This is a genomic window from Dolichospermum sp. UHCC 0352 (assembly GCF_009711925.1).
GTDB classification, from domain to species: domain Bacteria; phylum Cyanobacteriota; class Cyanobacteriia; order Cyanobacteriales; family Nostocaceae; genus Dolichospermum; species Dolichospermum lemmermannii.
Genome location: NZ_VIKY01000280.1, coordinates 1 through 5,607 on the forward strand (window position 1 = coordinate 1; position 5,607 = coordinate 5,607).

The 5,607-nt window shown below is 41.3% G+C and carries 4 protein-coding genes; 3 read left to right on the forward strand and 1 reads right to left on the reverse strand.

Going from position 1 to position 5,607, the window contains the following annotated elements; genetic code table 11:
- Positions 1–71 precede the first annotated feature (71 nt).
- Positions 72–1,103, reverse strand: a complete 1,032-nt coding sequence (locus tag FJR06_RS20115) for an aspartate-semialdehyde dehydrogenase (RefSeq protein ID WP_168652134.1) — start codon at positions 1,101–1,103, stop codon at positions 72–74.
- 823 nt (positions 1,104–1,926) lie between these two features.
- On the opposite strand from FJR06_RS20115, the gene tig reads away from it, so the two are divergent.
- From tig to clpX, 3 genes are all read left to right on the forward strand, one after another.
- Positions 1,927–3,336, forward strand: coding sequence for a trigger factor (gene tig / locus FJR06_RS20120; protein ID WP_168652135.1), 1,410 nt, complete (start codon positions 1,927–1,929; stop codon positions 3,334–3,336).
- Between the two features lie 169 nt (positions 3,337–3,505).
- A complete protein-coding gene (clpP, locus tag FJR06_RS20125) occupies positions 3,506–4,183 on the forward strand; it encodes an ATP-dependent Clp endopeptidase proteolytic subunit ClpP (RefSeq protein ID WP_168631827.1) in 678 nt (225 codons plus the stop codon).
- 30 nt (positions 4,184–4,213) lie between these two features.
- A complete protein-coding gene (gene clpX, locus FJR06_RS20130) occupies positions 4,214–5,557 on the forward strand; it encodes an ATP-dependent protease ATP-binding subunit ClpX (RefSeq protein WP_015078066.1) in 1,344 nt (447 codons plus the stop codon).
- Positions 5,558–5,607: the final 50 nt, after the last annotated feature.

A 5,607-nucleotide genomic window follows, 5' to 3' on the forward strand; every position in this document is an offset into this window, starting at 1 on the left:
CCAAATGCTTCGCCCGTACAGTTGTCAGTTGTTTGTTATTAATTAATGGTGACAAATGACTGAATTTAAACTTATACTGTAGTCAATTTTAGTAAATTTTTTTCTACTAATAATTCGGCAATTTGCACTGCATTTAAAGCTGCACCTTTACGAATTTGATCGCCACATAGCCACAATTCTAAACCGCAAGCATGAGAAATATCCTGACGAATTCTGCCTACTAAAACCTCATCTTTACCACTGGCATCTATGGGCATAGGGAAATAATTTGCTTGCCAATCTTCCACTAATTTAACACCAGGTGATTTTCTTAAAATTTCTCTGGCCTCATCTGGATCAAAAGGTGTTTCAAACTCTAGATTAATCGCCTCAGAATGGGCGCGGAGGACGGGAACCCGTACACAAGTCGCGGTAATTCTGATTTCTTGACTACCAAAGATTTTGCGGGTTTCGTTCACCATTTTCATTTCTTCCTCACAATATCCCCAAGCTGTCATCGGAGAATTATGGGTAAATAAATTAAATGCCAATGGGTAAGGTAAAACTTCCGCTACAGGTTGCTTTCCTTGTAGTATAGCGTCACTTTGGATTTTTACTTCCTCCATGGCCTGAGCGCCAGCACCACTAGCAGATTGATAGGTAGCTGCTACAATCCTTTTAACTGGTTTGACTTGATGTAAAGGCCACACTGCCAAGGACATAAGAATCGTTGTACAGTTGGGATTGGCAATAATTCCTTTGTGAGTAAATGCGGCTTGGGGATTTACTTCTGGAACTACCAAGGGGACATCCGGGTTCATCCGAAAGGCGCTGGAATTATCAATTACCACTGCTCCTTTTTGCACAGCTATCCCAGCCCATATTTTGGAGATGCTACCCCCAGCACTAGCTAAGACTATATCTATATTTTCTAAACTGCGATCGCTCACAGCTTCAACTGGGATATCTTCCCCTTTGAATCTGAGTGTTTTTCCCGCACTGCGTTCTGATGCCAACAATTTTAAATCAGCTAGGGGAAAATTTCGACTTTCTAGTAATTCCAGCAACTCCGTACCTACAGCACCAGTTGCACCCAAAATAGCTACACGATAGGACTTAGACAAACTCGACTCCTCCTTTAAGAGGTAATTAGCACTTTTTTTTTCGGACAACTTAAAAATTAAATGTTTCTGTCGTTCCGCTCAACAGCAGATTTTAAATAGTAAAATTTGCATATTTTTGTGATTATATCTCAGTTTTTGATGGTTATTAAGGAATTTGAGACTTTGTTATTCATATGGCAAAATTAACTGATACCATGGTCTACAGCAATTTAAGTTATAGCGATCAAATATATTTATATACTATCGTATAATATTCTATTATACGGCAAACTGCAAAAAAAAAGAAAAAGAAGCGCGATTAATATTTTAGGTATTTTTAAGAAGCCCGATCTGTAAAGTTATGTTACCGGAGTTAAGGCTACCATTGAAGAATACCATCAAGTGTTTTGTCCCTGACTTTTAGCAGTATACTGGATATCTCCCTAAGGAGATTCATAAGCATTTTTAGCTGAATGATAGCTAGTCAGTGGATAATCACGTCTTGAAGACAGCGTGTAAGCTGAAGTCGGGATAACTGAATCCCCATTGGTGTCAACTTAACGCAAAACCCCATCCGGCAAGGAACTCAAGCTCCTTGCTGATAATAAAAGTTATCTTTTGATGACTAAACACTAGGCAAATTTATTAGTCCGTTAAAACGGACTTGAGCCATGAGACAGGGAATTTATTCCCTGACGGTTGTGGAAGGTAACAGATAAGCCATTTTTAGTTTAAGTTGACACCAATGCCCAATCCCATATCCCCGTTGAAGTAAGAAGTAAATGTCTAGACTTGTCTAGTATTTAGATAGCAGATTAAAATACCAGAAAACAAGAAATAAAGCATGAAAGTTACCCAGGAAAAACTCCCCGCTAGTCAAATTGGTTTAGAAATAGAAATTACATCGGAAATTACCACACAAAAATACGAGCAAGTCCTGAGAAATTTAACTAAGACCGTAAATATTCCTGGGTTTCGTAAAGGCAAAGTACCCCGGCAAATATTAATACAACGTATCGGTACTACTCGCGTTAAGGCAACTGCCCTAGAAGAAATCATTCAAGAAGGGATTGAGCAAGCAATTAAACAAGAAGCAATTACCGCTCTTGGTCAGCCCCAATTACGCTCTTCCTTTGATGATTTGATTAATAGTTATGAACCAGGAAAACCCCTGACTTTTGCGGTGGCTGTGGATGTAATTCCAGAAATCAAGTTAAACCAATACACTGGTTTAGAAGCCAAAGCGGAGGAAATTAAATATGATCCTACCCAGGTAGATACCGTTATTGAAGCCCAAAGAGAAAAGTTAGGAACTTTAGTCCCTGTAGAAGGACGGGCTACGGAAATCGGTGATATGGCAGTAATTGACTTTAAGGGTGTAATTGCTAAAACTGAAGGTGATGATCCTGACAGTGAACCCAAACCAATTCCTGGTGGAGAAGGAACTGATTTTCAAGTTGAGTTACAAGAAGATAAGTTTATTCCCGGTTTTGTGTTGGGGATAGTGGGTATGAACCCTGGGGAAACAAAAGAGGTATCTGCTCAATTCCCAGATCCTTATGGTAACGAAGAATTATCTGGTAAAGCGGCTCTGTTTACCATCACGCTTAAAGAAATTAAAGTTAAAGAATTGCCAGAGTTGGATGACGATTTTGCTCAAGAAGTCAGTGACTTTGAGACATTAGAGGAATTGCGGGCATCATTGACCCAGCGGTATGAAAAAGAAGCGGCAGATAAAACCAGAAATAATCAGCAAGAAGCTTTATTAACAGAATTGCTTAATCATGTCGAAATAGACTTGCCAACAACATTAATTGATCAAGAAGTTGATGCTATGCTGTCACAAACAGCAATGAAGTTGTCTGAGCAGGGAATAGATGTGAAAAAGCTATTTACCCAGGAAATTATTCCCCAATTACGGGATAGATCCAAACCTGAAGCTATAGAACGTCTTAAACGGACTCTATCTTTGCAAGAAATTGGTAAACGCGAATCTATTGAAGTTGCAGCCGCAGAAGTGGAAGCTAGAGTCACAGAATTGCTGACAGAGTATGCTGATCAAGATTTGGATGAAAAGAGATTACGTGGAGTTGTTCAAGAAGAACTTCTCACCACAAAGATTGTTGATTGGTTACTAGAACGTTCTTCTGTGGAACTAGTAGCAGAAGGGTCTTTAACTCCTCCAGAAGAACCAGATTCAGAAGCAGAAGCCGCTGAAGCAATTCAGGAAGAAGAAACCAGTAATCCTGAGTAATGGGTCATGGGTCATGGGTCATGGGTCATGGGTCATGGGTAAAAGTTCTTTCTTTTACTCTTGCCCCTGCCTCCTGCCTCCTGCCTCCTGCGCCCTGAATTTTGCCATATAAGGCATAATGGTTAACAGTTCACAATTTCATTTCATTTATTGTTAAATATTCTAGATTATGCTTGTATCGCAGTCAGGAAATTACCCCATCAACAGCTTGAGTCCTATCGGGGCTAGTGGCAATTTAAGCACCTCTAGCAACATTGTACCGATGGTTGTAGAACAGTCGGGGATGGGAGAAAGGGCATTTGATATCTACTCCCGCTTACTGCGCGAGCGGATTATTTTTTTGGGAACACCGATAGATGATGTTGTCGCTAATTCTATTGTTGCCCAATTACTTTTCCTCGATTCTGAGGACGCGGAAAAGGATATTCAATTGTACATTAATTCTCCTGGTGGCTCTGTCTACGCGGGTATGGCAATCTATGATACAATTCAACAAATACGTCCCGATGTTGTAACTATCTGTTTTGGACTAGCCGCAAGCATGGGGGCTTTTTTATTAACATCTGGAACTGCCGGAAAGCGGATGTCTTTACCTGACTCCCGGATTATGATTCACCAACCCCTGGGTGGCGCTCAAGGGCAGGCTATTGACATTGAAATTCAAGCGCGAGAAATCCTTTACATCAAGGGTGAATTAAATCAATTAATGTCTAAACATACTGGTCAACCCTTAGACAGAATTGAAACTGATACCGAGCGCGACTTTTTCATGTCAGCAGAAGAGGCGAAGAATTATGGTTTGATTGATCAGGTCATTTCTCGACAAAATCTGCCCACAGCAGGGTAAATCGTCATCATTCTGAAATAAGAGGCTGATATGTCTAAGTACGACTCCCATTTAAAATGTTCATTTTGTGGTAAGTCTCAAGAGCAAGTCCGTAAATTAATCGCAGGTCCGGGAGTCTACATCTGCGATGAATGCGTTGACTTGTGTAATGAAATCCTTGATGAGGAGTTGCTGGATACTAATACTGCGGCAGCATCACAACCAACTCAAAAGTCAGAACCAGCGGAAAAACGGCGGACACGTTCGTCTAATCTCTCATTTAATCAAATTCCTAAACCGAGGGAGATTAAAAATTATTTAGACGAACACGTGATCGGCCAAGATGAAGCTAAAAAAGTGCTATCTGTCGCTGTTTACAATCACTACAAACGGTTGGCTATTCTTCAGGCTAAAGGCAGTGCCAAAGTTGAGGCTGATGATGCTATAGAACTACAAAAGTCCAATATTTTACTTATTGGTCCGACTGGTTGCGGTAAGACTTTATTGGCACAAACTCTCGCTAAAATTCTGGATGTCCCCTTTGCTGTGGCTGATGCTACAACCCTAACTGAAGCGGGGTATGTGGGGGAAGATGTGGAAAATATCTTGTTGCGTTTGTTGCAGGTGGCGGATTTGGATGTGGAAGAGGCTCAACGGGGTATTATCTACATTGATGAAATTGATAAAATCGCCCGCAAGAGTGAAAATCCCTCGATTACCAGGGATGTTTCTGGAGAAGGGGTACAACAGGCTTTACTGAAAATGTTGGAGGGGACTGTTGCTAATGTTCCCCCTCAAGGCGGACGTAAGCACCCGTATCAAGATTGTATCCAAATTGATACGAGTAATATTTTGTTTGTCTGTGGTGGGGCTTTTGTCGGTTTGGAAAAGGTTGTAGATCAGAGAGTTGGTAAAAAGTCAATCGGCTTTGTCCAACCAGGAGATGTGCAAACTAAGGAAAAACGCGCTGCTGATACATTGCGTCATTTGCAACCGGATGATTTGGTGAAATTTGGCATGATTCCTGAGTTTATTGGGCGGATTCCCATGGTGGCTGTGGTAGATCCTCTGGATGAGGACGCGCTGATGGCAATTCTGACTGAACCACGCAGCGCTTTGGTGAAGCAGTACCAAAAACTGCTGAATATGGACAATGTCCAGTTAGATTTTAAACCAGATGCGTTGCGAGCGATCGCTCAAGAGGCTTATCGGCGAAAAACTGGAGCGCGGGCTTTACGCGGTATTGTGGAAGAGTTGATGCTGGATGTAATGTATGAGTTACCTTCTCGTAAGGATGTGACTCGCTGTACTATTACTAAGGAAATGGTGGAAAAACGTTCTACTGCGGAACTGATAGTACATCCTTCTTCTTTACCTAAACCAGAGTCGGCTTAATTGTCAGTTGTCAATTGTCAGTTGTCAGTAGGGGCGAAGCATTTGGAAGA